General features: G+C 65.3%; 30 protein-coding genes. 14 read left to right on the top strand and 16 right to left on the bottom strand.

The window, feature by feature from the left end:
- Positions 1–11: 11 nt before the first annotated feature.
- From GGC65_RS13560 to GGC65_RS13535, 6 genes are all read right to left on the bottom strand, one after another.
- Positions 12–758, bottom strand: coding sequence for a sigma-70 family RNA polymerase sigma factor (locus GGC65_RS13560; protein WP_192647657.1), 747 nt, complete (start codon positions 756–758; stop codon positions 12–14).
- Positions 748–2,871 (bottom strand): flagellar biosynthesis protein FlhA, encoded by a 2,124-nt coding sequence (gene flhA / locus GGC65_RS13555; RefSeq protein WP_192647656.1) that lies wholly within the window; start codon positions 2,869–2,871, stop codon positions 748–750. The genes GGC65_RS13560 and flhA overlap by 11 nt, the downstream gene beginning before the upstream one ends.
- On the bottom strand, positions 2,868–3,695 hold the full coding sequence (locus GGC65_RS13550; RefSeq protein ID WP_192647655.1) for a transglycosylase SLT domain-containing protein: 828 nt from the start codon (positions 3,693–3,695) through the stop codon (positions 2,868–2,870). The genes flhA and GGC65_RS13550 overlap by 4 nt, the downstream gene beginning before the upstream one ends.
- 80 nt (positions 3,696–3,775) lie before the next feature.
- Positions 3,776–4,081: a hypothetical protein gene (locus GGC65_RS13545; protein ID WP_192647654.1), complete on the bottom strand. Its 306-nt coding sequence runs from the start codon at positions 4,079–4,081 to the stop codon at positions 3,776–3,778.
- Entirely contained in the window at positions 4,081–4,380 is a 300-nt protein-coding gene (flgM, locus tag GGC65_RS13540) for a flagellar biosynthesis anti-sigma factor FlgM (protein ID WP_192647653.1), read from the bottom strand. The genes GGC65_RS13545 and flgM overlap by 1 nt, the downstream gene beginning before the upstream one ends.
- A 170-nt stretch (positions 4,381–4,550) precedes the next feature.
- A complete protein-coding gene (locus GGC65_RS13535; protein WP_225940812.1) occupies positions 4,551–5,069 on the bottom strand; it encodes a flagella basal body P-ring formation protein FlgA in 519 nt (172 codons plus the stop codon).
- A 257-nt stretch (positions 5,070–5,326) separates the two neighbouring features.
- Here GGC65_RS13535 and flgB point away from each other — a divergent pair, with 257 nt between their 5' ends.
- From flgB to GGC65_RS13465, 14 genes are all read left to right on the top strand, one after another.
- Positions 5,327–5,680: a flagellar basal body rod protein FlgB gene (flgB, locus tag GGC65_RS13530; protein WP_192647652.1), complete on the top strand. Its 354-nt coding sequence runs from the start codon at positions 5,327–5,329 to the stop codon at positions 5,678–5,680.
- Entirely contained in the window at positions 5,677–6,087 is a 411-nt protein-coding gene (gene flgC, locus GGC65_RS13525) for a flagellar basal body rod protein FlgC (protein WP_037512556.1), read from the top strand. The genes flgB and flgC overlap by 4 nt, the downstream gene beginning before the upstream one ends.
- Before the next feature lies 1 nt (position 6,088).
- Positions 6,089–6,388: a flagellar hook assembly protein FlgD gene (locus GGC65_RS13520; RefSeq protein WP_192647651.1), complete on the top strand. Its 300-nt coding sequence runs from the start codon at positions 6,089–6,091 to the stop codon at positions 6,386–6,388.
- A gap of 4 nt (positions 6,389–6,392) precedes the next feature.
- The gene (locus GGC65_RS13515) at positions 6,393–7,220 is read left to right on the top strand and encodes a flagellar hook-basal body complex protein (RefSeq protein ID WP_192647650.1); all 828 of its coding nucleotides are present in this window, start codon (positions 6,393–6,395) and stop codon (positions 7,218–7,220) included.
- Positions 7,221–7,255: 35 nt separating this feature from the next.
- A complete protein-coding gene (locus GGC65_RS13510; protein ID WP_192647649.1) occupies positions 7,256–7,999 on the top strand; it encodes a flagellar basal body rod protein FlgF in 744 nt (247 codons plus the stop codon).
- Between the two features lie 12 nt (positions 8,000–8,011).
- Complete coding sequence (flgG, locus tag GGC65_RS13505) at positions 8,012–8,797, top strand: flagellar basal-body rod protein FlgG (RefSeq protein ID WP_192647648.1); 786 nt, start codon at positions 8,012–8,014, stop codon at positions 8,795–8,797.
- Positions 8,778–9,437, top strand: coding sequence for a flagellar basal body L-ring protein FlgH (locus tag GGC65_RS13500; RefSeq protein WP_192647647.1), 660 nt, complete (start codon positions 8,778–8,780; stop codon positions 9,435–9,437). The genes flgG and GGC65_RS13500 overlap by 20 nt, the downstream gene beginning before the upstream one ends.
- Positions 9,438–9,449: 12 nt before the next feature.
- A complete protein-coding gene (locus GGC65_RS13495; protein WP_192647646.1) occupies positions 9,450–10,559 on the top strand; it encodes a flagellar basal body P-ring protein FlgI in 1,110 nt (369 codons plus the stop codon).
- Positions 10,556–10,861 (top strand): rod-binding protein, encoded by a 306-nt coding sequence (locus GGC65_RS13490; RefSeq protein ID WP_192647645.1) that lies wholly within the window; start codon positions 10,556–10,558, stop codon positions 10,859–10,861. Before GGC65_RS13495 ends, GGC65_RS13490 begins: the two co-directional genes overlap by 4 nt.
- A complete protein-coding gene (gene flgK, locus GGC65_RS13485; protein WP_192647644.1) occupies positions 10,858–12,183 on the top strand; it encodes a flagellar hook-associated protein FlgK in 1,326 nt (441 codons plus the stop codon). Before GGC65_RS13490 ends, flgK begins: the two co-directional genes overlap by 4 nt.
- 15 nt (positions 12,184–12,198) lie before the next feature.
- Entirely contained in the window at positions 12,199–13,029 is an 831-nt protein-coding gene (locus tag GGC65_RS13480; protein WP_192647643.1) for a flagellin, read from the top strand.
- Between the two features lie 102 nt (positions 13,030–13,131).
- Positions 13,132–13,995 (top strand): flagellar motor stator protein MotA, encoded by an 864-nt coding sequence (gene motA, locus GGC65_RS13475; protein WP_192647642.1) that lies wholly within the window; start codon positions 13,132–13,134, stop codon positions 13,993–13,995.
- The gene (locus GGC65_RS13470) at positions 13,995–14,843 is read left to right on the top strand and encodes a flagellar motor protein MotB (protein WP_192647641.1); all 849 of its coding nucleotides are present in this window, start codon (positions 13,995–13,997) and stop codon (positions 14,841–14,843) included. The genes motA and GGC65_RS13470 overlap by 1 nt, the downstream gene beginning before the upstream one ends.
- A gap of 194 nt (positions 14,844–15,037) precedes the next feature.
- Positions 15,038–16,096, top strand: a complete 1,059-nt coding sequence (locus GGC65_RS13465) for a sigma-54 interaction domain-containing protein (RefSeq protein WP_192647640.1) — start codon at positions 15,038–15,040, stop codon at positions 16,094–16,096.
- A gap of 223 nt (positions 16,097–16,319) precedes the next feature.
- Here the strand turns inward: GGC65_RS13465 and fliS are convergent, their stop codons facing one another.
- From fliS to fliL, 10 genes are read right to left on the bottom strand one after another with little or no spacing between them, the layout of a single operon-like run.
- Positions 16,320–16,709, bottom strand: a complete 390-nt coding sequence (gene fliS / locus GGC65_RS13460; protein ID WP_192647639.1) for a flagellar export chaperone FliS — start codon at positions 16,707–16,709, stop codon at positions 16,320–16,322.
- An 11-nt stretch (positions 16,710–16,720) separates the two neighbouring features.
- On the bottom strand, positions 16,721–18,091 hold the full coding sequence (gene fliD, locus GGC65_RS13455) for a flagellar filament capping protein FliD (protein ID WP_192647638.1): 1,371 nt from the start codon (positions 18,089–18,091) through the stop codon (positions 16,721–16,723).
- 45 nt (positions 18,092–18,136) lie between these two features.
- On the bottom strand, positions 18,137–19,276 hold the full coding sequence (gene flhB / locus GGC65_RS13450) for a flagellar type III secretion system protein FlhB (RefSeq protein WP_192647637.1): 1,140 nt from the start codon (positions 19,274–19,276) through the stop codon (positions 18,137–18,139).
- A 3-nt stretch (positions 19,277–19,279) separates the two neighbouring features.
- A complete protein-coding gene (gene fliR, locus GGC65_RS13445) occupies positions 19,280–20,059 on the bottom strand; it encodes a flagellar biosynthetic protein FliR (RefSeq protein WP_192647636.1) in 780 nt (259 codons plus the stop codon).
- 7 nt (positions 20,060–20,066) lie between these two features.
- Complete coding sequence (locus tag GGC65_RS13440) at positions 20,067–20,336, bottom strand: flagellar biosynthetic protein FliQ (protein ID WP_192647635.1); 270 nt, start codon at positions 20,334–20,336, stop codon at positions 20,067–20,069.
- Between the two features lie 4 nt (positions 20,337–20,340).
- Positions 20,341–21,087, bottom strand: a complete 747-nt coding sequence (gene fliP, locus GGC65_RS13435) for a flagellar type III secretion system pore protein FliP (RefSeq protein ID WP_192649531.1) — start codon at positions 21,085–21,087, stop codon at positions 20,341–20,343.
- A gap of 13 nt (positions 21,088–21,100) precedes the next feature.
- Positions 21,101–21,379, bottom strand: a complete 279-nt coding sequence (locus GGC65_RS13430) for a flagellar biosynthetic protein FliO (protein ID WP_192647634.1) — start codon at positions 21,377–21,379, stop codon at positions 21,101–21,103.
- Positions 21,379–21,711: a flagellar motor switch protein FliN gene (gene fliN / locus GGC65_RS13425; RefSeq protein WP_192647633.1), complete on the bottom strand. Its 333-nt coding sequence runs from the start codon at positions 21,709–21,711 to the stop codon at positions 21,379–21,381. Before fliN ends, GGC65_RS13430 begins: the two co-directional genes overlap by 1 nt.
- Positions 21,704–22,651: a flagellar motor switch protein FliM gene (locus GGC65_RS13420; RefSeq protein ID WP_192647632.1), complete on the bottom strand. Its 948-nt coding sequence runs from the start codon at positions 22,649–22,651 to the stop codon at positions 21,704–21,706. Before GGC65_RS13420 ends, fliN begins: the two co-directional genes overlap by 8 nt.
- On the bottom strand, positions 22,648–23,256 hold the full coding sequence (gene fliL / locus GGC65_RS13415; protein ID WP_192647631.1) for a flagellar basal body-associated protein FliL: 609 nt from the start codon (positions 23,254–23,256) through the stop codon (positions 22,648–22,650). Before fliL ends, GGC65_RS13420 begins: the two co-directional genes overlap by 4 nt.
- Positions 23,257–23,266: the final 10 nt, after the last annotated feature.

The raw sequence follows: 23,266 nt of genomic DNA, 5'->3' as shown, positions 1-23,266 counted from the left end.
CCCGGTCAAACCTATTCGGTCATTTCCTTCATCATGCGATCGACCTTGATCATCGCCTCGCGCTTGATCTGGCAGATGCGCGCGGCGCTGACGTCGAGCGTCAGCCCGATTTCGTGCAGGTTGAGCTCTTCGAAGAAATAGAGCTGGAGCACCATTTGCTCGCGGTGCGACAGGCGACCGACGCACTGGCGCAGCGCGCCCATCAGATCCTCTTGTTCGCACCGCTCGTCGGCGCCGGCGTCTTCATCGGCCGCCAGAAAGGCACCGATATCGGTCAGCTCGTCGAGCGAGGTCGAGCGACCATGCGTCGCATTGCGTTCGAGCGCGAAATAATCTTCCGCCGACATGTCGAACGCGACTGCCATTTCGGCCGTCGTCGGTGCGCGCATCAACTGCTGTTCGAGCGATGCGCGCATCGCGTGAATCCGCTTCGCCGCGACCATCGCCGAGCGGCCGACGTCGGCCTCGCGGCGCAGCTGGTCGATCATCGCGCCGCGGATGCGCGTCGTCGCATAGGTCGCAAAAGCAAAACCGCGCTCTTCATAATTACGGCTTGCCTCGATCAGCGCAATCAGCCCGGTCTGGATCAAATCGTCGAGCTCGCTCGTCCGCGACACGCGCGAAAACACCTGCCACGCGACCTTGCGGACCAGCGGCGAATATTCCTCGACCAGCGCCTCGACGCTTTCGCCATAGCCACGCGCGCGCGGCGCGCGACCGGCGGTCCCGGCAAATTGCTCGGCGGGCTCAATTCTCATGCGGTTGGTCCTCCATGTGGGCGTCGGGCCCGGACGCGAGGCGGGGCACTTCGGCGCCGATCGTCGCGACGATTTCGGTCTGCTTGTTCGCCGGGATCTCGAGGTACGAAATGACGGCGACATCGGGGAAAGTGGCGCGCACAAGGCGCGAAAGAGCGGATCGGCAGATAGGCGAGGCGACGAGCGCGAAGCTGCGCGTCTGGAGCAGCAGCGGTTCGACGGCCTGGCCGACCTGTTCGATGATCGTCATCGCCATGCCATGTTCGAACGGCCATTCGGCCGCGGGATTGGCGCGCACCGCCTGGTTGAGCAGCATCTCGACCTCGGGGCTGAAGGTGACGACGGGCAGCGGCATCCGGCTCGGCACAATCGTCTGGACGATCAGCGCGCCGATGCGCTGGCGCACCGCTTCGACAAGGTCGATTTCGCCGAGTTGCTGCGCCGCGAGCGACACCATCGCCTCGGCAATCTTGCGGAAATCGCGCAGCGGCACGCGCTCGACGAGCAGCGATTTGCAGAGGCTTGCAACGCGCGGCAGCGAATAGCCCTGCGGGCTCAGATTCTGCGCAAGCTGCGGATAATGGACCTTGAGATTCTCGATCAGCGACTGCGCGTCGTCGATGCCGAACAGTTCGGCGGCGGCGCCGACGATGCTGTTGTTGAGGTGCGTCGCTACGACGGTGGCTGGGTCGACGACGGTATAGCCCGCGGCGATCGCGTCATTCTGCATCGCCTTCGGGATCCACAGCGCGTCGAGGCCGAAGGTCGGATCCTTGCACGGACGTCCGACGACCTTGGTGACGAGATCACCCGAATCGAGCGCGAGCATTTCGTTGGGGAAGACTTCGTCCTCACCGACGATCACCCCGGCGACCGAGATGCGATAGACGTTGCCGGGCAGCGACAGATCGTCGCTGACCTTTACCGGCGGGACGACAAAGCCGAGTTCCTTCGACAATTGGCGGCGGATTCCGGTAATGCGCGTCATCAGCGGCGAACCCTTGCGCTCGTCGACGAGGGTCACGAGCGCGTAGCCGATTTCGAGCTGGCACGCGCTCGCGTCGCTGACGTCGGCCCATTCGATCCGCGACGGATCGGGCGCGGGGGCGGCGGGTTCGGGCAGCTCGGCGACCGCGGCGGCGCTGCGGCGGAGCTGCCAGCCGATGCCGAAGGAAAGCGCGGCGGCGGGCAGGATCAGCATCTGCGGCATCGACGGGACGAGCCCCAGGATGAAGAGGATGCCGCCGACCGCCATCCAAATGGTCGGCGAGGCGAACTGGCTGCTGATCTGGCCGCTTAGGTCGAACGGCGAGGCAACGCGGGTGACGATCGCGGCGGCGGCGATCGAGAGCAGAAGTGCCGGGATCTGCGCCACCAGCGCGTCGCCGATCGCGAGCGTCACATAATTGCTGCCGGCTTCCGAGAAGCTGAGGCCATGGCTGAAGATGCCGAGGATCAGGCCGCCAACGATGTTGACGAACAGGATCAGCAGGCCGGCGATCGCGTCGCCCTTCACGAATTTCGAGGCACCATCCATCGAGCCGTAGAAATCGGCCTCGGTCGCGACTTCGACACGGCGCGCCTTGGCTTCCTCGGGGCTCAGCAATCCGGCGTTGAGGTCGGCGTCGATCGCCATCTGCTTGCCGGGGAGGGCGTCGAGGGTGAAGCGCGCCGACACTTCGGACACGCGCCCGGCGCCCTTGGTGATGACGACCATGTTGATGATCATCAGCACGAAAAAGACGAACAGGCCGACGACATAGTCGCCGCCGATCAGCACCTGCCCGAATGCTTCGATGACATGGCCCGCCGCGGCGGTGCCTTCGTGTCCGTGGACGAGCACGACGCGCGTCGAGGCCACGTTGAGCGCGAGGCGGAACAGCGTTGCGAGCAGCAGGACGGTCGGGAAGGATGAAAAGTCGAGCGGCTTGGCGGCCGACAAAGCGACCATCAGGATCGCGAGGCTGATCATGATATTGGCGACGAAGCTGATATCGAGGATCAGTGGCGAAACCGGGATCACCATCAAGCCGACGAGGATCAGCATCCCGACGGGCAACGCCGCGGCGCCCGCAATGCGGCTCATATTGGTCATGTTGAAGCCGGCGGTCATGCCGCACCTCCCGAAAGCGACGCGAGCCGCCGATACGCATCGGCGGCAAAGCCCATCGAGAGTTTCTTGGGCATAGGCTGGATATCCATCATCTGGAGCGGCGGACGTCCGCCGCTTGAGCCCGCAAGACCGCTCGAACTGCGCGCTTCAGCGTGCCAGCCCGAGGGAGCGAAGGGCTTCATATTTTCGATCTTGCCGCCGTCCTCGAGCTTCACGCGAAAGCGTTCGCGGATCTCGGCAAGGCTGCGCATGCTGCCATCGGGGGCGTAGAAGACAGAGCGGTTCGCCGCCGCCGCCTCGGGCATCATTGTCGCGCCCGGCTGGTCGGGGTTCGCGGCAAGCGCAGTCAGGAAATTGGCGGCGCCGCCGCTCCCAAGGAAATGCGCGAGGTAGAGGTCGACCGGTTCGGCGCTACGGCCGATCCGGCTTTCGATATAGTCGCGATTGTCGCCGGTCAGCGCGGCAGCCATGCTCGACGAGGCACCGGGGTCGTCGCGCAGGTCGAGAATCTGCTGGCGGAGCGCCGGATCGGCGACCGACAGGCGCCCCGATGCGTCGCGGCCGATCGCGTCGGCCGCCCAGGCGAGCCCGTGGTTCGCGCCATGGCGATCAAGCGTCGCGAGCCACGTCTGTTTGGTGAACTGATACAGCCCGCGCGCCGAAGAGGTCGACGCTTTCGCGGTCGGGTTATAGCCGCTTTCGACGCGCGCGACGTCGACCAGATAATCGAAATCGATCCCCGTGCGCGCCGACGCGCTCTGCACCGCGTCCATGACGGGTGCGGCGATGCGGGCCGGGCCTTGGGGATTGTTGATTGCGTTCATGGTCTTTGGTTCCGCTTGTTCAGCAGACCAAAAGCAATCATCGTGCCATTTCGCGGAAATGGCAGATATTTATCTTTTTATCAGTAGCTTAAAGCCGCACCACGCGGACGGGTGCCGCGGATTTCATGGTTCTTGTCAATCCTCTGACGCGTCCAGTTCTTCAATATGTTGACGCGCATCGCGGCGGCTTCGAGCTGGTTGAGCGTCTGCCCCATCAGCGCGCGCGCGCGATGTTCGCTGCCCGCCGGGATCGTCGCGCCGCGAAACAGGATCACTGCGGTCGCCAGTTCTTCGGTTGCGGCGATAATTGCGCCGGCGTCATGTCCGTCGAGTGCGCCGACCAGGTCGTTGAGACGCGATTGCAGGTCTTCCATCTGTGCCTGCATCATTCGCCCCCGCGGCCGTGGAAGTCGATCATCGCGCTCGCGATGATTGCCGGATGCACGCCATAGCTGCCGTTCGCGATCGCGGTGCGCAGCGATGCGACCCGCGCGACGTCGACCGGCGGGGCCTGATCGGCGAGGTTGGTCGCGATACGGCTCAGGCGCGCGGTGGGCACATTATCCTGCACTGGCTGAAGCTGTGCGGGCGCGCGCATCGCGGTCGCCGCCTCGCTGGCGACCCTGCGCAGCGGGCCGGCACGGCCGATGCCGCCGACTGGTCCGATCTTGCTGTCACCCGACATAAAAGCCTCCATCCGGTGCCGTCAGAAAAGTGACGACGCGGTTCACGAAGGCTTTAACGGACGCGGTTCGAGGCGATTAAGGCGGCTTGTCGCAAAAAAGACAAAAGAAAGGCCCGGCGCCGTCGGAAAGCCGACAGCCCGGGCCAAGTGGGTGGGTCGTGAAGCGGGTATCAGTCTTGCAAGGTGGCGCGGCCCGGACCGGTGACGGTGGCGCTGAGCAGCGATTTGGCGTCGCTGCCGCGCAAGGCGATCGTTTCGCCGACACGGCCATCCTGCGTCGCGACCGCAGCATAGCTGATCGAGTAGCTTTCGGTATCGATCGTCACGCGGACATTGTCGCCGCGACGAATGACAGGCGCGCTCGCCGCGGGGCGCGCAAAGCTGGCAGCGACCGGTGCCGCGCCTGCGGGGGCGGTCATCGGGACGCGCAGGCGCCAGCCGAGCGAGGCGCAGCGGACCGCGAGCGTCTGTGCGTCGATCGCGGTGACCGATGCCTGTTCGGGGCAGCGCGCGAGCTTGATGCGGCGATCGACCGGGGTCGCGTTGCGGCCCATCGCATTGGCGACCATGTCGGTCAGCACGTCGATCGTCTGCCAATCCTCATTGCCCTGCTCGGCGTGCGCGGCGAGCGGGGCGGCGAGGGCGCATACGGCGAGGCCGGCGAAGCGCGCGAAAGTTTTGCGGGGCAAGGTCCATCTCCTTTGGGTCCAAAATGGTCGTCCATCATTGTGCAGGAAGCGTGCCAGTCGCGGTTTGATGCGCGGTTGCAGAGCTCGCTCGGCTTCGTCGTCAGATTTTTGACTCGCGAAAACGGGTGTTGCTCCGGCATAGAGTTAAATAGCTGAAAATACGCTATAAATGACATTTGGCACGCCCATTGCATCATGCCTTGGTGTTTTCCGCGCGTTCGTGGCCGATCCGGTCCGGACCCCGGCAAAGGAATGTGATGATGGCATCCGAGAAACTCTTTGGCCTGCATGCGGCGGCGCTGCAGCTGCGCAGCCAGCGCATGATGATGCTCGCGTCGAACATCGCGAACGCCGCGACGCCGAATTATAAGGCGCGCGACATCGATTTCGCCAAGGCGCTCGACCTCGCGCAGCAAGGTGCGTCGAGCGCCAATGCTGTGGAGGGCGCGATTTCGTATCGCGTCCCGGTCCAGGCCTCGCTCGACGGCAACACTGTCGAGATGGCGACCGAGCAGACTGCCTATGCCGAAAACGCGCTCGCCTATCGCTCGAGCCTCTCTTTCCTCACCGGGCGCATCAACACGCTGACCCGCGCGATCAAGGGCGAATGACGATGAACGGCAATTTCTCCGTCTTCGACATCAGCGGCCGCGCGATGTCGGCGCAGCTCGTCCGGCTGAACACGACCGCATCGAACCTCGCCAACGCGGGAACCGTCGCGGGCAGCGAGGCCGGCGCGTTCCGTTCCTTGAAGCCCGTGTTCCGTACCGTGATGGACGACCATGGCCGAGCGACGGTGCAGATCGACCAAGTCACGACCTCGAAAATGGCGCCGTCGAAGCGCCACGATCCGTCGAATCCGTTGGCCGATGCCGACGGCAACGTCTGGGAGGCCGCGGTCGATAGCGCCGCCGAGCTGGTCGAGATGGTCGAGACCGCGCGCCAATATCAAAACAACGTCCAGGTCCTCGAAACCGCGAAGGGCCTGATCAACGAAACCCTCAGGATGGGACAGTAAAATGAGCGTCAACAGCATCGCAAACAATAATCCACCCGTGTTCCAGCCCAAGGGCGGGAAGCAGATGGATCAGAGCGATTTCATGCGCCTGATGACCGCGCAGCTGTCGCAGCAGGATCCGTTCAACCCGGTCGATAACCAGCAGATGGTTGCGCAGATGGCGCAATTTTCGAGCCTCGCCGGGATCAGCGAGACCAACACGGTGCTCGCAAAGATTTCGGAGCAGCTCACGGCGCAGACCCAGCTGCTCAAAGACATCAAGGCTTCGCAGCCTTCGATCCCCACCACGCAGGAAGGATAAGTCCATGTCATTCTATACTTCGCTCTCGGGCCTCAAGGGCGCGCAGACCGACATGTCGGTCATCTCGAACAATATCGCCAACGCCGGCGCGATCGGCTTCAAGCGCAGCAAGGCGCAGTTCGGCGATATCTTCGCCTCGTCGCCGACGCAGTCGACCAAGATGATCGCGGGTCAGGGCACGCGCCTCAACGGCATCACCCAGCAGTTCACGCAGGGTTCGTACGAAGCGAGCGAAAAGACGCTCGACCTCGCGATCGTCGGCGAAGGCATGTTCATCGTGAAGGGCGAGCCGCCGCGCGAAGCCATTACCTATACGCGCAACGGCTCGTTCGAACCGACGCCCGACAATTATGTCATCGATTCGACGGGCGCGAAGCTGCAGCTGCTGCCGGTCGACGCCAATGGCAATGTCACCGACAAGACGCTTGCTGGCGCGTTCGACATGCGCCTGCCCACCGGTGCGCCGACCGATCCGACCTCGGGTCTCGTCAACGTCACGATCGGTCTCGACGGCCTCGTCACCGCGACTTTTGCCAATGGCGAAGAACAGACGCTCGGCAAGGTCGCGATGGCAACCTTCCCGACGATGTCGGGCCTGCGCCCGACCGGCGACGCGCACTGGCAGTCGACGGGCGAAAGTGGCCCGCCGACGATCGACGCCGCGACCAACGGCCCGATGGGCGCGGTCCGCTCGGGCGCGCTCGAACGCTCGAACGTCGATATCACCGAGGAACTGGTGATGCTGATGTCGGCGCAGCGTAATTTCCAGGCGAATGCCAAGGCGATCGAGGGCGCGTCGCAGCTGACCCAGACGATCATCGGCCTGCGCTGACGCATCGCTGACCGCCGCCTGCCGGGAGACCTTCGATGGACCGCCTCATCTATACCAGCCTCGCCGCGATGCGGGGCAGCATGTCCCGGCAGACGGCGATCGCCAACAATCTGGCGAACGCGCAGACACCCGGCTTCCGCGCCGACATGGCGAGCGCGCAGGCTCTCTGGCTCGACGGCAGCGGGCTCGATGCGCGCGCCCTGTCGTCCGAAGAGGTGCTCGGCGCCGATATGAAGGCAGGCAGCGTCACCCAGACGGGCCGAGACCTCGACATCGCGATGCAGGGCGATGCGCTGCTCGTCGTGCAGGCGAAAAATGGCGAAGAGGCCTACACGCGGCGCGGCGATCTGCAGGTTTCGCCGAGCGGGCTGCTCACCACCGGCGACGGCAGTCCCGTGCAGGGCACGCAAGGTCCCGTGACGATCCCGCCCGCCGATGCGATCACCGTCGACCAGGAGGGCCGCGTGTGGATCGTGCCGCAGGGCGGCGATCCCGAAAATCCGCAGGAGGTCGACCGGCTCCGGCTCGCGACCCCGACGGGGTCGGACATCGCCAAGGGGCTCGACGGCCTGTTCCGCGTGAAGGGCGGCGGCATCTTGCCGGACGATCCCGAAGCGCGCCTGCTGACCCGCTCGATCGAAGGATCGAACGTCACTGCCACCAGCGCGCTTGTCGAGATGATCGAGGCGAGTCGCAGCTGGGACACCCAATTGAAGATGATCGGCGACGTGCGCGACATGGATAGCGCGACCGCCAATCTGATGCAGCTTCCCCGTTAAGGAGATAATGAGATGAGTATCGGTGCCTTGCACGTCGCGCGGACCGGTCTGGATGCCCAGGGCTTCCGGATGCAGGTGATCGCCAACAACCTCGCCAACGTCAACACCACGGGCTTCAAGCGCGACCGCGCGAGCTTCGAGACGCTGAGCTATCAGATGATGACCCAGCCGGGTGCACCGTCGACGGCCGAAAACCGCTATGCAACCGGGCTCAACCTCGGCACCGGCGTCGCATTGAACGGCACCGCGCGCATGGATACGCAGGGCACGTTCCAGACGACGGGCAACGGGCTCGACGTCGCGATCGACGGGGCCGGCTATTTCCAGGTCGAGATGCCCGACGGACGCATCGGCTATACCCGCGCAGGCAATTTCGGCCGCGCGCCCGACGGCACGATCGTGACCTCGGACGGCAAGCCGCTGACCCCCGCAATCCAGCTTCCCGAAGATGCAAGCAATGTGACCATCGGGCTCGACGGCACCGTATCCGCGACCGGCGCCGATGGCACCGCGCTCGAACTCGGCCGGATCGAGATTGCGCGCTTCGCCAACCCGGCGGGCTTGCAGGCGATCGGCGGCAACATGCTCGTCGAGACTCAGGCCTCGGGCGCGCCGCTCACTGGCGGCGCGGGCGAGGAAGGCCGCGGCAGCCTGCGTGGCGGCATGCTCGAAGGATCGAACGTCAATGTCGTCGAGGAACTCGTCGACATGATCGAGACGCAGCGCGCCTATGAGGTCAATTCGAAGATGATCTCCGCAACCGACGAGATGATGAAAAATGCGTCGCAGACTCTCTAAGCTAGCGATGCTGACCCTCGCGCTGGTGCCGGCTTCGGCGCTCGCGAAGGACAAGTTGCCGCCCGACGCCTTTGCGGCGACGGCGCCGGTCGTTCCGGCGCCATCGCCCGGCAACGGCTCGATCTTTCAGGGCAGCTATGTGGCGCTCACCTCGGGTGGCCGCGCGGGACAGGTCGGCGACATCGTCACGATCCAGCTCGTCGAGCGCACCGCAGCGACCAAAAGCAACGCCGCGGGCACGCAGCGCGACGGCAATATCGGCCTGACGCCGCCAACCACCGGCCCGCTGTCGCTGTTCAACCCGAGCGATGTCGCGATGGGGGGAGGCCAGCAGTTCAAGGGCAAGGGCGACGCGTCGCAGTCGAACGCGCTGTCGGGCGAAGTCAGCGTGACGATCGCCGCCATCTATCCCAACGGCACGATGCTGGTGCGCGGCGAAAAGCTGCTCACGCTCAATCGCGGCGACGAACGCGTCCAGATTTCGGGCATCATTCGCGCGATCGACATCAGCCCGGACAACCGCGTCCTGTCGACCCGCGTCGCCGACGCGAACATCCGTTACGTCGGCAAGGGCGAGATCGCCCGCGCCAGCAAGCAAGGCTGGCTGCAACGTTTCTTCTCGATCATCAGCCCGTTCTGAAGAGGATTTAAAGTGACCCAGCGTCCGTCCCTGTTCACCCTTTTTGCGCTCCTGCTCGCCAGCTTCGCCTTCGCGGCGCCGGCGCACGCCGAGCGCATCAAGGACATGGGCCAGTTCCAGGGCCTGCGCGCCAACCAGCTCACCGGCTACGGCATCGTCGTCGGCCTCGCGGGCACCGGCGACGACAGCCTCGATTATTCGACGCTGGGCATGAAGGGCGCAGTGTCGCGCTTTGGCCTGACCCTGCCGCCGGGCGTGAACCCGGCGCTGAAGAATGCGGCGGCGGTGATGATCACCGCCGAGCTGCCCCCCTTCGCCAAGCCCGGTCAGCGTCTCGACGTCACCGTGTCGGCGATCGGCAAGTCGAAAAGCCTGCGCGGCGGCACGCTCGTGCTCGCGCCGCTTTATGGCGCCGACGGACAGATTTACGCGATGGTGCAGGGCAATCTGGTCATCGGCGGCCTCGGCGTCGATGCCGCCGACGGGTCGAAACTGACGGTCAATGTGCCGTCGAGCGGCCGCATCGCGGGCGGCGCGACGGTCGAGCGTGCGGTCGACACCGGCTTTGCCACCGCGAGCTATCTGACTTTCAATCTCCACCAGTTCGATGCCACCAATGCGAAGCGCGTCACCGATGCGATCAACGCCGCACTGCCCGGCAGCGCGTCGATGATCGACGGCGCGAGCATTGCGATCCGCACCGGCGGCAATGGCGACGAGCGCATGCGGCTGATCTCGCAGATCGAAAATCTCGGCGTCCAGCGCGCCGAGCCGCCCGCCAAGGTCATCGTCAATGCCCGCACCGGCACCGTCGTCATCAACGGCGCGGTCCGCGTCGGCACCGCGGCGGTGACGCAAGGCAAGCTGACCGTCTCGATCAAGGAATCGCCGATGGTCGTCCAGCCGGCGCCCTTCAGCCGCGGCCAGACCGCGATCGAGCCGTCGAGCGAGATCGAGGTCGAGCAGGACTATCGCCCGGTGATGCTGGTCAAACCGACCGCTTCGCTTTCCGAACTCGTCGATGCGATCAATCGCATGGGCGTGCCTCCCGGCGACCTTGTCGCCATCCTCGAAGCGCTGAGCCAGGCCGGCGCGCTCACTGCGGAACTGGTGATCATATGACGAGCCCCATCTCTTCGGTCGGCGCGACGCCGACCCCCGCCGCTGCCGGCGGCGGCGACGGCGGCCTCCGCAAGGCGGCCGAGGCGTTCGAAGCCGTGATCCTGCGCCAGCTGATGGCGTCGATGCGGCAAGCGAAGCTTGGCGACGACATCTTCGGATCGAGCGCGACCGACAATTTCCGCGAAATGGCCGACGCGCGCACCGCCGATTCGATCGCCGCGATGCGCCAGTTCGGCATCGCCGACATGGTCGAGCAGCAGTTCCGCGGCCAACTTGGCGGCCTTAAGGGAGGCGTGCAATGAGCGACCTGCTCGGCATCGGATACAGCGGGCTCAAGGCCTATTCGCGCGCGCTCTCGACGATCGGCGACAATATCGCCAACGCCCAGACGCCCGGATATGCGCGCCGTCGGCTCGAGATGATGGAAGCCGTCGGTGGCGGCAATTCGATCTTTTATCGCGGTAATACCAACCCCGGCGGGGTCGATATCCGCGGTATCGACCGCTCGGTCGACGGCTGGCTGATCGAGGATTCGCGCATCACCTCGGGCGATGCCGAACGCGCCGCGACCAAGCTGTCGTGGCTCGGCAAGGCCGAAGATGCGCTGAGCGACGAGACCAACGGTATCAAGACCGCGCTGACCAAGCTATACACGACCGCCGACCAGCTCACCGCCGATCCGTCGAACCGGACGCTGCGCGCGCAGTTCCTGCAGGCGGTCGACGATGTCGCGGCGGGCTTTCGCACCGCCGCCGGGCAGCTCGACAAGATGGGCGAAGGGATCGAGGGCGCCGCGGCAAGCGAGGTCGGCCAGTTCAACGCCGACCTCAATGCGCTCGAACAAATCAACGTCGGGCTGCGCAAGGCGCGGCCGGGCTCGACCAACGAGGCCAGCCTGCTCGACGAACGCGACCGGCTGCTCGACAAATTGTCGTCGCAGGCGGGCGTCAGCGCAACCCTCGACGACAAAGGCGCGGTGACGCTGCGCGCGGCCGGATCGGGCGACCTGCTCGTCGGTGGCGGCGTGGTGAACCCGATTTCGGTTACGGCTGCGCCCGACGGACGGCTTTCGTACAGCGTCGGCGGGTCGCCGCTTACGATCTCGACCGGCGCGCTTGGCGGCCTCGCCGAGGGCGCGAATCATGTCGCCGACCAGCGCGCCGCGCTCGACACGATGGCGACCGATTTTGCGAACCAGCTCAACGCCGCGCATCAGGCGGGCACCGACGCCAATGGCAATCCGGGCCAGCCCCTGTTCACCGGCACCAGCGCCGCAACGCTGACCGCCGCGCCGCTGAGCCCCGATCAGGTGGCAGCGGCGAACGGTTCGGGCAGCAACGGCAATATGCTCGCGCTCGGCGCGATGCGCGGCGCGAACGATCCCGAAGCGCGCTGGTCGGGCCATCTTGCGACGCAGGCCCAATCGGTCGCATCGGCGCGCGCACAGGATGCCGCCGCCGCAACGCGCGCCGACGCGTCGGCCGCGGCGCGCGACGGGGTGAGCCAGGTCGATCTCGACACCGAGGCGGCCGAGCTGCTGCGTTTTCAGCAGGCCTATTCGGCCGCCGCGCGCACGATCCAGGTCGCGCGCGAAACCATGCAAACCTTGCTCAGCTCGCTGTAAGAAAGGGTCAGAACCATGATCAATGCCGTGGGCAATCGCATGACGCGCGAAATCGCGCGCCAGCAGAAACTCGCCGATGCGCTCGAGCGGACGCAGATCCAGATCTCGGGCGGCAAGAAATTGCTGCGCATGTCGGACGATCCGGTCGCGTCGCGGCGGATCGCGACGATCGGCACGACGCAGGCGAGCATGACCGCCTGGTCGTCGAACGTGAACACCGCCGACGCGCTGGTGTCGCAAGCCGACGGCGTCATGAAATCGGTGAGCAGCCTGATGACGCGCGCACGCGAGCTGACGCTCGCCGCGTCGACAGACACCGCGAGCCCCGCCGACCGCGCGACGATCGCCGCCGAACTCGGCACGATCGCCGACGAACTCGATGCGCTGGCGGCGACGCGCGATTCGAACGGCGAACCGGTGTTCGCGACCGGGGCGGCGCGCGTGATGCGTTTCGATTCGGATGTCAGCTTCGCGCCGGTGCAGTCGGCGGCGGATGTCTTTGTCGTCGGCGGAAACAGCCTGTCGACGAGCATTCGCGATGCCGCGACGGCGGTTGCCGCGGGCAACAAGGCGGCGATGGGAACTTCGATCGCAACGCTCGACACCGCGATCAGCCATGTTGCCGACGAACATGCCAAACTCGGACTTGCGGGTGGGCGGCTCGAACGCATGGGCGACGGGCTCGCGGCGCGCGGGATCACGCTCAAGGACGAACGCTCGTCGATCGAGGACACCGACCTCGACGTCGCGATCGCCGAGCTCAACGCCATGGATCTGACGCTGCAAGCGGCGCAAGCGGCCTTTGCCAAGATTAACCGGCAGAGCTTGTTCGATATTTTGAACTGACGCCCCTCAATCTTGCGGCGCTGCTGCCGTTAATCATCAAGACGTCCCTGAATTTGCGGGGGCCGGCTTCGACAGCCGGGTCCCGAATGGAGTTGCTCGCACATGTTTCCCGTTGTCGGCATAATCGTACTGATCCTGCTGGTGTTCGGGGGCTTCGCGCTGACCGGGGGCAATCTGGGTCCCGTGATGCACGCGCTGCCGCACGAGATGCTGATCATCGGCGGCGCCGCGCTTGGCTCGCTGATCATCGGCAATTCGGGCTCCGACCTGAAGGCGCTCGGCGGCGGGCTCGCCAAGGTTTTCAAGGGACCGCAGTATAAGAAGCAGGACTATCTCGACTGCATCCTGCTCGTCTCGACGCTGATGAAGATGATGCGCACCGAAGGACCCGTCGCGGTCGAGCCGCATATCGAGGATCCGAAAAACTCGACGATCTTCCAGCAATATCCCAAGCTTCTGAAGGACGACACGCTCGTCCACCTGATCTGCGACACGCTGCGCCTCGTTGTCGTGTCGTCGGGCACGCTCGATCCGCACGCGGTCGAAGAGGTGATGGATAATGCGCTGAAGAGCCACCATCATCATTCGATGAAGCCCGCCGAAGGGCTGCAGAGCCTCGCCGACGCGCTTCCTGCGCTCGGCATCGTTGCCGCGGTGCTCGGCGTCGTGAAGACGATGGGCTCGATCGACAAGCCGCCGGCGATCCTTGGCGCGATGATCGGCTCGGCGCTCGTCGGCACCTTTCTCGGCGTGCTGCTCGCCTACGGTCTCGTCGGCCCGTTCGCGACGCGTGCCAAGGCGGTGATCGAAAGCGACGCCGCCATCTATCACACCGTCAAGCAGTTGATCATCGCCTCGCTCCACGGTCACCCGCAGCCGCTGGTGATCGAGGCCGCGCGATCGGGCGTCGATCACATCAACCAGCCAAGCTTCGCTGAGGTGTTCGACGGAATGCGCGGTCGCTGATGGCCGCGCGTCCCAACATGCCGCGGCCGATCATCGTCAAGAAGGTGATCCAGGAAGCGCATGGCGGCCATCACGGCGGCGCGTGGAAAGTCGCCTATGCCGACTTCGTCACCGCGATGATGGCCTTCTTCCTGTTGATGTGGCTGCTCGGCGCGACGAACGAGGCGCAGCGCAAGGCGCTCGCCGACTATTTCGCGCCGACGATCGTCCAGACCAAACAGGACACCGCCGGGTCGAACGGTCTGTTCGGCGGCGACTCGCTGGTCTCGGTCGACAAATATCCGCACGGCGCGGCGCAGACGGGGACGCGCGCGATGACGATCCCGCGCGACGCCGACGGCGGCCCGCGCGAAGCGTCGGGGCGCGAGCGCGCGAGCGACAAGCAGCAGTTCAGGAAGCTTGCCCAGACGCTGATGGACCAATTGCAGAGCAAGGGCGATCTCAAGCGCCTGGCGCCGAACCTGCGCTTTACCGAAACGATCGAGGGGCTGCGCATCGACGTCGTCGACGATGCCGACTTCTCGATGTTCGTGATCGGCACCAGCCAGCTGACCCCCGACGGCGCGCGGCTGTTCCGCGAGATTGCGAAGCCCGTCGCGGCGGTATCGAACCGGGTGATGGTTCGCGGCCACACCGATTCGGCGCCCTGGTCAGCGAAATCGGGTACGAACAACTGGCGCCTGTCGGTCGATCGCGCCGAGGTGACGCGCCACTATCTCGAGTTTCGCGGCATCGCGTCGGAACGCTTTTCGCGAATCGAAGGGGTGGCCGATCGCGAGCCCTATGTCCCCTCCGACCGATTCGATCCGCGCAACCGCCGCATCTCGATCACGCTGGGCTGGCGATAGGCGAAGCAATTAGTGCCAGTTTGGCAGCATATCGGAGACGGTTAACGCGATTGCGCGCCAATTGCTGCCAATATGGTAATATCTCTTTGTTTTGAATGAGTTAGCTAACGGCCGATAAGCTTTCGTTTACCAATTTCGTCAATTCATCAATCCATCGAAGGGGGCACCGAGCGGGCGGTGCGGTGGAGACTGAAATGACACTGGGGCAGAATGAAAACGCAGCGCTCGAAGCGCTGATCATCGGCACGAGCGAGGCGGCTTGCCGGCTGCGCGAGATGATCCGCCGCGTGGCGCGCTCGAACGCCTCGGTGATGCTCTGCGGCCCGTCGGGCTCGGGCAAGGAACTTGTTGCCCGTGCGATCCACAATGAAGGCGCCCGCGCCGGCAAGGCGTTCTCCGCGATCAACTGCGGCGCCATCCCTGGCGAACTGATCGAATCCGAACTCTTCGGGCATGAAAAGGGCAGCTTCACCGGCGCCCATGCCCGCCGCATCGGCCATTTCGAAGCGACCGAGGGCGGCACGCTCTTCCTCGACGAAATCGGCGACATGCGTTTCGACATGCAGGTCAAACTGCTCCGCGTGCTCGAAGACCGGACGATCGTCCGCGTCGGCAGCAGCGATGTGAAGGCCGTCGACGTCCGCGTCATTTCGGCCACCCACCAGGATCTCGGCGCCGCGATCGCCGATGGCAAATTCCGCGAAGACCTGTTCTTCCGGCTCGGCGTGGTTGTGCTTCAGGTCCCCAGCCTTGCCAACCGCGCCGAGGATATTCCCGCCCTGATCCGCCATTTCCAGCGCCAGATGCCTGCCGATGCCAAATGCCGTTTCGACGATGCGGCGATGGCGTTGCTGATGCAGCATGCTTGGCCGGGCAATGTCCGCGAACTCAGGAATTTTGTGGAGCGCGCCAGTGTTCTCCATGGCGGCGAGACGCTCGGCCTCGACGACGTCGCCATGCTTTTGAACCCCACCGCAGCGCTGGCGCCGCGGCGGGCTGTCCCCAGCAGTCCCGCCGCGGTGCCGGCCAGCGCGGACGATGTGGCCGCGGCTGCGCCCTACGCCAAGACGCCAGCGCCGGGCCGCCCGATCGACCTCAAGCGCGAGATCGAAACGATCGAGCTCGAGCAGATTCACGTCGCGCTCGACCTCGCCGACGGCATCATTTCCGAAGCGGCGCGCCTGCTCACGCTGAAGCGCACGACGCTGATCGAAAAGATGCGCAAATATGGCGTTCACCAGCAGGCCGCCTGACCCGGCCCGCGATACGAGTTTCAGCACCCGCTGAAAAAGGGAGCTCTGGTCCGCTCCCGCACCACCCGGCCGCCCATCCCCACCTTGGGCGGCCGGGTAACCAGCGGGCGTTCTTCATATGCGGCACCGGCCCGCTCCCCCGCCCAGCCTCCCGACATAGTATTCTATGGGAGGCTGGGTGGGGGAGCGGGCCGGTGCCGTTCCACGTCAGTGGAAAAAACCTCTAGCGAAGCTGGCGCCACGCCGCGCTGATCGTCAAAATGCCTTCGAGCAGCTCGGACAGCGCGTCGGCGCTGTTCGCGGCCACCGCATCGTCGAGCTTGCGGCGCATGCTGCGATAGACGCGCGACAACGCGGTCGCGACATCGCCGCCCTTGTCGCGGTCGAGATTGACGTCGAGGCCGATCAGGATCGCGCGCGCGCGATGCGCCGGCTCGGTCGCCGAAATGCGTTGTCCCTGGCGCACCATCGCCCCCAGCACGCCGACGGCGGTCTCCAGCTCGTCGTAGAGCATGGTGACGAGTTCGATGGGATCGGCGGCCGCGGCACGGCTTTCGTTCTGCAATCGGCGATAAAGTCCGGTCGCCCGGACGGTCGAGGCGGTAGCGGTCACGTCGGCGGTCCTTAATCGTTACCCTGGTTGTTCCAGAGCTTGATTTGCTGTTCGAGATAGGATTGCGTCGCCTTGAACGCCGCGAGCTTGGCTTCGAGCGAGCCATATTTCTTCTCGAGCCCCGCCTTATAGGCGCTCTCGCGCTCTTCGATCTTTTCGAGCTGGTCGGCGAGGCTTTCCTTTTTCGCATCGAGCGATTTCGACACGCGATCGATCGCGCCATTGACGCCGACCGCCTTGTCGCGGATCGCGTCGAGCGCAAAGGCGATGCCGGGATCGCTCAATTGGGTGTGCGTCGCATCGCGCCGCGGATTGAACAACGCCTCGACCGCGCCGGCATCGCTGGCGAGCACCTTGTCGAGCTTGGCGTTGTCGACCGAAAGCAGGCCGTCCTTGGTTGTCGAAATGCCGATGTCGGACAGCTTGTTGATGCTGCCGTGACTCGTGAGCACTTTGTTGACGAGACCCTGCAGCTCGCGTTCGAGCTCGCGCAGCGATGTGGCCGCCCCAGCAAAACTGGAGGCCGTGACAAGGCTTTTCTTGAGCTGGTTATAGACCGAGACGAAATCGCCGACGGTCTGCTTGATCATGTCGAGCGGGCGGCTCGCGCCGATGTCGACGCCCTGACCCGGCGCCGCCTTTTTCAGCGTGAGCGACATGCCCGGGATGACATCGTCGACGATGTTGTTTGCGCGGCTGAATGCCACGCCGTCGATCGTGAATTCGGCGTTGGTGGCGGTCTGGCCAACGGTCATGCCGCCGCTGGTCGAAAAGGCCGTCAGGCCGGGGTCGGCACCGGCGTCGGCGGTGAGGGTGAAGGCGCCGACTTCACCCGTCGGACCTTTGACGATCAGGCGGTGGCCGCCTTCGTCGGCGACGATCGACGCGGTGACGCCGGCGCCGCTCGCATTGATCGCATTGGCCAACCCTTCGAGGCTGTTGTTCGTGGCGCCGATGGTGATCGTCTTGGCGACGCCGCCGACGGTCAGCGTCATCGTGCCCGCGCCGATCGCGGCCGCTTTGTCGGCGACGATGCCCGAATAGTTGGTCTGCGCGCGGGCAAGCTGGTTCACCACGACGGTCGCGGCGAAGCTGTCGGCCGAAAGGCCCGCGCGGCTGGTGGCGCCGAGCACGCTTTCGTCGGACACCGTCGGCGTGCTGCGCAACGTACCGTCGGATACCATCTGGCTGAGCGAATCGGCGAAGCCATCGAGGTTCGAGCGTGCCTGGGCCAGCGCGCTGATCCGCGTCTGGTTCGCCTGGGTGAGCTCGGTCATCCGCTTGATCTTGGGATCGCGCGACGCGTTCGACAGGTCGGTGACGAGCTGTTTGACATCGAGGCCCGACCCGAAGCCGAGGCTGTTGGCGATAGAACTGACCATGGCAAAATATCCTTCGAACCCCTTAACGGCGGCGCGCGGACAAGTTTAAGCCTGACGGCGCCCTTCGGGATCGAAACGGTGCGAGGGGGGCACGTCGACCGCGGGCTGCGCGGTGCCCTCGGCGGCGGCGCGTTCGAGCTGGAACACGAAGGCGAGCACGGTGGCGACCGCGACGAACAATTCCTCGGGGATCACGCGCCCGGCGCGCGCGGTGAAATAGATGGCGCGGGTGAGCGCCGGATATTCGAGCAGCGGGACGTTCGCGGTGCGGGCCAGTTCGCGGATCGATAGCGCGACATCGCCGCGCCCGCGCGCAACGACGACCGGCGCCGCGTCGACGCCGGGGCGATAGCGCAGCGCGACCGAGAAATGCGTCGGGTTGGTGAGCACGACTGTCGCGTCGGACACCGCCTTGCGCGCCGACCCGCTCAAAATCTCGTGCGCGCGCTGGCGCTGCGCCTGTTTGAGTTCGGGGGCGCCGTCGGACTGGCGCATCTCTTCCTTCACTTCCTGCTTGCTCATCATTAGCCGCTGGTTGCGCGTGAACCACTGCACCGGCACATCGATCAGCGCGATGACGACCAGCCCGCCGGCGAGCGTCAGCATCGCATGGCCGATTTCCTTCCCGGCGAGGCCGATCGCACCGATCAGGTCGGTCGATGCCATCGTCATGATCGCCGGCAGGCTATTCAGGACGAGCCAGTAACCGATGGTGCCGAGCAGCACCACTTTCGCCAGGGCCTTGCCGAGTTCGGTGAGACCCTGCATCCCGAACATCCGCTTGAGCCCGCTCATCGGGTTCATCCGGTTGCCCTTGAAGTGGAGGGCCTTACCGCGCCAGCCGATCGACCCGAGCATCGCCGGGCCCGCGACCGCGGCACCCAGCGTGAGCGCGAACAGGCTTGCAAGCGGAAGCAATATTTCTGCGCCGTTGCGCATCAGCGCTTCGGCGGGCGCGAAATCGGCGACGTCGGCGGTGGTCAAGGTCAGACCGCGGCGAAGCAGGTCGCCCGCCGACTGGACGAACCAGCCGCCCGCAGCGATCATCCATCCCGCTGCGGCGAGCATCATCAGCGCCGTCGCCAATTCGCGCGACATCAGCACATCGCCTTCGCGCTTCGAGTCCGCCAGCTTCTTTGCCGTCGGCTGTTCGGTTTTCTGGTCCTTCTCGGTCGTGCCCGACATGGTTCAGATCCCCGCCACCATGCGCGCGGCGTCGAGCGCGTCGGACAGGATGCGCGCAATCGCCTCGGCCATCGCGGGCGTCGCAACGCCGAGCAGCACGATGCCGGCGAGCAGCGTCGCGGGGATGCCGACCGCGAACAGGTTGAGCGCTGGGGCCGAGCGGCCGATGACGCCCATGATGATCTGTACGAGGATGAGGACGAAGCCGACGGGCATCGCAATCGTCAGTCCGGCGGCGAACATCAGGCTGCCGAAACGGATCAGCCCGCCGATCGCATCCCACGACGGAAAGGCATTGCCGGGCGGGAGTGCGATATAGCTGTCGACGACGATGTCGATCAGCACGAGATGGCCGTCGGCGGCAAGGAACAATGCGGTGGCCATCATCGACAGGAACTGGCCGATCGCCGAACTTGATGCGCCGCTCAGCGGATCGACCATCGATGCGAAGCCGAGGCCCATCGCGTTGCTGATCGCCTCGCCCGCGATCAGCGCCGCGGCGAGACCCATCTGGAGCACGAAGCCCATCGCGAGCCCGATCACGACCTCGCCGATGATGAGGAAAAAGCCCGGGACCGAGACGATCCCTTCGGGCGGCAGCGCCATGCCCGACGCCGCGACCGCGGGCACCCCGACCGCGAGCGCGATCACCAGCCGCAGTTGTACCGGCACGCTCGTCGCACCGAACACGGGCGCGGCGATGAACGCGGCGCCGGGACGGATCATCCCCAGCATCCACAGCTGGAGCATCGCCTCGATATTCGGGATGTCGGCGGGATTCATCCCCGGATTACTTCACCAGGCTGGGGATCTGCGCGAATAGCTCGCGGGTGAAATCGGTGAGCAGGACGAGGATGCTGCCGCCGAAGATCGCGAGGCAGATCGCCGCGACGATCAGCTTGGGCACAAAGGTCAAAGTCTGTTCGTTGATTGACGTCGCCGCCTGCACCATGCCGAGCAGCACGCCGATGACGAGCACCGGCAGCAGCAGCGGCGCCGACGCGAGCGCGAGGATCCACAACGACTGCTGCGCGACCCCGATGAAATAGTCGGCCTCCATCCCGCTAACTCACGAAGGAGGATGCAAGCGATCCCATCGTCAGCGCCCAGCCGTCGACGAGGACGAAGAGCAGCAGCTTGAAGGGCATCGAGATGATCGTCGGCGACAACATCATCATACCGAGGGACATCAGCGCCGAGGCGACAATAAGGTCGATGACGAGGAAGGGCAGGAAGATCAGGAAGCCGATCTGGAACGCGGTCTTGAGTTCGCTGGTGACAAAGGCGGGCAGCAGGATCGAGAAGGGCACGTCCTTGGGGCTCGCATAGGTCGGCGCCTTCGCGATCTTGGCGAACATCATCAGGTCGGTCTTACGCGTCTGCTTCATCATGAAGCCGTGGAGCGCGGTGCCCGAGCGCGAGACCGCTTCGCCGATATCGATCTGTTCCTGGCCATAAGGCTCGATCGCGACGCGGTTCACTTCGCTGATCACCGGCTGCATCACGAACAGCGAGAGAAAGAGGCTCAAACCGACGAGCACCTGGTTCGGTGGCGTCTGTTGCAATCCCAACGCATGGCGCAGAATCGACAGCACGATGATGATGCGCGTGAAGCTGGTCATCATCAGGAGCAGTGACGGCAGCACCGTCAGCAGGCTCATCAGGACGAGGATCTGGAGCGACAGGCTCAACGGCCGGCCGTCGCCGCCGATTTCGCCGACGGCGCGGCTGAGGCCGTCGGCGGCCTGCGCATAAGCGGCGGGCGCGGCGCAGAGCAGCGCGGCGCCGCCGGCGAGCGCCGCGGCGCGCATCCAGAAGCGGCGATCAGTCCGCATGGAAATCGCCCTGACTGTCGTCGGCGATCCGCGTGATGCCGTTGCGCGAGACCGCGATCAGGACGCGCTGCCCGGCGAATTCGACCACCGCGAGCTTCGAGCCGGGACCGAGCGGCAGCACGTCGATCATTTCGACGGCGCGGGTCTTGTTGGCACCACCGACGAGCGGCACGCCCATCTGGACGCGCTTCCACAGCAACAGGCTGCCCCATGCCATGCCGCCGACGAGCGGCAGCAGGATGAGCAGGCGGAGGATATATTCGAACATCAGCCTCTCCGTTCGAAACCTTCGAGCCCGCGCGCGGGGGCGACGACTTCGGCGACCTGGATGCCATAGCGGCCGTCGATGCTGACGATCTCGCCCTTCGCGATCAGCGTGCCGTTCGCATAAATATCGAGCAGGTCGGTCGCGGCGCGGTCGAGTTCGATCACGCTGCCCTCGTCGATCGCGAGCAGTTCGGACAGCGTCATCGAGGTCGACCCGACCTCGACCGACACGCGCAGCGAGACGCCGGCGAGCAGGTCGAAATTGGGCGCGGCGGCGATGCTCTTGTCGCGCCGGTCGGCGCGCGCCTTCGGGGCGTCGCTGATGTCAGTCATTGTCGGGTCCTTTTTCGATATGTTCGATCATGATCGCGGCATTGCCATTGGCTTCGCCGATGCTGCCGAGCGCGAAGCTGCGTCCGGCGACGGTCACCGGCACATGGCGCGGCATATTGAGCGGAATGATGTCGCCGACCTCGAGCGAGAGCAATTTGACGAGGCTGATCTCGGGGCGCGCGAGAACCGAGCGGACGGGCATGCGCACGTCGCGCAGCGCCTTGTCGAGCGCGCCGGCCCATGCCGGGTCGGTGCCGCCCACCTGCGCTTCGGGAAGCAGCTCGTCGCCCGCGATCCCGCGCAGCGCGGCGACCGGATAGGCGCACATAATCGTCCGTCCCTCGAACGGGGCGCCACGCAGCGTGAAGCGCTGGACGAACAATTCATCGTCGGCGCGCACTGCGGCGAGTTTGGCTGGGTCGCTGGTGACGCAGTCGAGTTCGGGTTCGATCGCGAGCTTGCCGCGCCACGCGGCGGCGAGCTGCAACCCGATGTCGCGGCCGAGGCGCGCCGCGAAGCGATCCTCGGCGTCGGTCAGTTCCTCGCGCTCGGCGGCGAGCTGGCCGCGGCCGCCATAGAAGATGTCGACGAGCTGGAGCAGCAGCGAGCGCGAGCCCGCGAGCATCACCGGACCCTTGAGCGGCGGCGCATGATAGCGCCAGAAGATCGCGGGCGCGGCCGACGCGCTCCATTCGGCAAAGCTGACCTGCTCGGCGCCCGACCGCTCGATCTGGATCGCCGGCGCGCCGAGCGCGCGAATGAGGTCGCGCAGGCTGCGCGCAAACTGGTTCGCGACGCCTTCGAGCGCTGGGAAGGCATAGCCGTCCGCCGCGCGGCGCAGCAGCAGCGACTCCTTCGTATCCGCAGGCGCGGCCGCAGCTGCGGGTGCAGGTGCGGCCGGTGCCTTCACGGCTTTGACGGTTTTGGCACTGGTGGTCACTGAATCACCAGGCTCGTGAAATAAACATTGTCGATACCCCCGAAGCCTTCCTTGTCGCGCAACACATCGTTGATCGCGGCGGTCAGCTGACGCTGCAGCCGCTGCTTGCCTTGTGATGTGGAGAGCAACGCCGGATCCTGTTCGGCGAGCACCATAAGCACGACCGAACGGATCGGAACAGCCTGCCGTTTGATATTATTGATAACCTTGCCGTCATAGAAGGTCGAAAGGCTGATACCGACCTGCAGGAAGCCCGATCCGTCGGCGAGGTTCGTCGTGAAGCTGTCGGCGATCGGATAATAGGTGATCTCATATTTCTTGGGGTCGACCTTATATTTGTCGTTCGGGACGGACACGGTGCCGACCTTCGGCGGCGCTTCCTTGTCTTCGCCCTCGGCCGCCGCTTCGGGCTCGCCTTCGCTGCGCAGGACGAGTTTCGGATAATTATCCTCGGGCTTCGCCTCGTGCGCCGACAACGCGCCGAAATAGATGCCCGCGCCGGCGCCCGCGCCGATCAGCGCGATCGCGCCGACGCCGATGAACAGCAGCTTCTTGAACTTGCCCTTTTTCTTGGGGGCGCCTTCGACAACATTATCCTTGGCCATGATAGGACCC

Origin of the sequence: Sphingopyxis sp. OAS728, assembly GCF_014873485.1 — a bacterium.
Classification (GTDB): domain Bacteria; phylum Pseudomonadota; class Alphaproteobacteria; order Sphingomonadales; family Sphingomonadaceae; genus Sphingopyxis.
This window is presented reverse-complemented; position numbering and strand designations above follow the sequence as displayed.

Coding starts and splice junctions, on each gene's coding strand:
- fliR (WP_192647636.1), bottom strand. CDS start 20,059: ATGAATCCCGCCGACATCCCGAATATCGAGGCGATGCTCCAGCTGTGG.
- flhA (WP_192647656.1), bottom strand. CDS start 2,871: ATGACCGCCGGCTTCAACATGACCAATATGAGCCGCATTGCGGGCGCC.
- flgM (WP_192647653.1), bottom strand. CDS start 4,380: ATGTCGGGTGACAGCAAGATCGGACCAGTCGGCGGCATCGGCCGTGCC.
- flhB (WP_192647637.1), bottom strand. CDS start 19,276: ATGTCGGGCACGACCGAGAAGGACCAGAAAACCGAACAGCCGACGGCA.
- GGC65_RS13440 (WP_192647635.1), bottom strand. CDS start 20,336: ATGGAGGCCGACTATTTCATCGGGGTCGCGCAGCAGTCGTTGTGGATC.
- GGC65_RS13500 (WP_192647647.1), top strand. CDS start 8,778: ATGCGTCGCAGACTCTCTAAGCTAGCGATGCTGACCCTCGCGCTGGTG.
- fliN (WP_192647633.1), bottom strand. CDS start 21,711: ATGACTGACATCAGCGACGCCCCGAAGGCGCGCGCCGACCGGCGCGAC.
- flgC (WP_037512556.1), top strand. CDS start 5,677: ATGACGATGAACGGCAATTTCTCCGTCTTCGACATCAGCGGCCGCGCG.
- motA (WP_192647642.1), top strand. CDS start 13,132: ATGTTTCCCGTTGTCGGCATAATCGTACTGATCCTGCTGGTGTTCGGG.
- GGC65_RS13465 (WP_192647640.1), top strand. CDS start 15,038: ATGACACTGGGGCAGAATGAAAACGCAGCGCTCGAAGCGCTGATCATC.
- GGC65_RS13430 (WP_192647634.1), bottom strand. CDS start 21,379: ATGTTCGAATATATCCTCCGCCTGCTCATCCTGCTGCCGCTCGTCGGC.
- GGC65_RS13560 (WP_192647657.1), bottom strand. CDS start 758: ATGAGAATTGAGCCCGCCGAGCAATTTGCCGGGACCGCCGGTCGCGCG.
- fliD (WP_192647638.1), bottom strand. CDS start 18,091: ATGGTCAGTTCTATCGCCAACAGCCTCGGCTTCGGGTCGGGCCTCGAT.
- flgK (WP_192647644.1), top strand. CDS start 10,858: ATGAGCGACCTGCTCGGCATCGGATACAGCGGGCTCAAGGCCTATTCG.
- flgB (WP_192647652.1), top strand. CDS start 5,327: ATGATGGCATCCGAGAAACTCTTTGGCCTGCATGCGGCGGCGCTGCAG.
- fliL (WP_192647631.1), bottom strand. CDS start 23,256: ATGGCCAAGGATAATGTTGTCGAAGGCGCCCCCAAGAAAAAGGGCAAG.
- flgG (WP_192647648.1), top strand. CDS start 8,012: ATGAGTATCGGTGCCTTGCACGTCGCGCGGACCGGTCTGGATGCCCAG.
- fliP (WP_192649531.1), bottom strand. CDS start 21,087: ATGCGCGCCGCGGCGCTCGCCGGCGGCGCCGCGCTGCTCTGCGCCGCG.
- GGC65_RS13480 (WP_192647643.1), top strand. CDS start 12,199: ATGATCAATGCCGTGGGCAATCGCATGACGCGCGAAATCGCGCGCCAG.
- GGC65_RS13490 (WP_192647645.1), top strand. CDS start 10,556: ATGACGAGCCCCATCTCTTCGGTCGGCGCGACGCCGACCCCCGCCGCT.
- GGC65_RS13550 (WP_192647655.1), bottom strand. CDS start 3,695: ATGAACGCAATCAACAATCCCCAAGGCCCGGCCCGCATCGCCGCACCC.
- GGC65_RS13470 (WP_192647641.1), top strand. CDS start 13,995: ATGGCCGCGCGTCCCAACATGCCGCGGCCGATCATCGTCAAGAAGGTG.
- GGC65_RS13515 (WP_192647650.1), top strand. CDS start 6,393: ATGTCATTCTATACTTCGCTCTCGGGCCTCAAGGGCGCGCAGACCGAC.
- GGC65_RS13520 (WP_192647651.1), top strand. CDS start 6,089: ATGAGCGTCAACAGCATCGCAAACAATAATCCACCCGTGTTCCAGCCC.
- GGC65_RS13510 (WP_192647649.1), top strand. CDS start 7,256: ATGGACCGCCTCATCTATACCAGCCTCGCCGCGATGCGGGGCAGCATG.
- GGC65_RS13545 (WP_192647654.1), bottom strand. CDS start 4,081: ATGCAGGCACAGATGGAAGACCTGCAATCGCGTCTCAACGACCTGGTC.